A 240-nucleotide genomic window follows, 5' to 3' on the forward strand; every position below is an offset into this window, starting at 1 on the left:
CTTCACAGGCGCTCTCGTCCACGCCGTTCTCGGCCCACAGCCCGGTCTCGAAGCCGTAGCCAGCCAGGCCCGTCACCGTTTCCCGCCCGGCCTTGTAGCCGCAGCCGTAGCCGTCGTTGGGCAGGCTCCAGCCGCCGGGCATGTCGTGCGCGCGGTACTGTTTTGCGACGCTGTGGACCCCGTCCGGGGTGGTGCCGGTGGGGCCTGCGCGCCAGCCTTCGGGCACGCTGCCGGGCGTGT

1 protein-coding gene is annotated in these 240 nt (G+C 72.5%); it reads right to left on the reverse strand.

What is annotated here, in order from left to right; genetic code table 11:
* A partial coding sequence (locus ACQG3P_RS22740; RefSeq protein ID WP_426806316.1) for a hypothetical protein occupies positions 1–240 on the reverse strand: 240 nt, incomplete at both ends.

Source organism: Stenotrophomonas sp. SrG (assembly GCF_050031795.1).
Taxonomy (GTDB): Bacteria; Pseudomonadota; Gammaproteobacteria; order Xanthomonadales; family Xanthomonadaceae; genus Stenotrophomonas; species Stenotrophomonas rhizophila_A.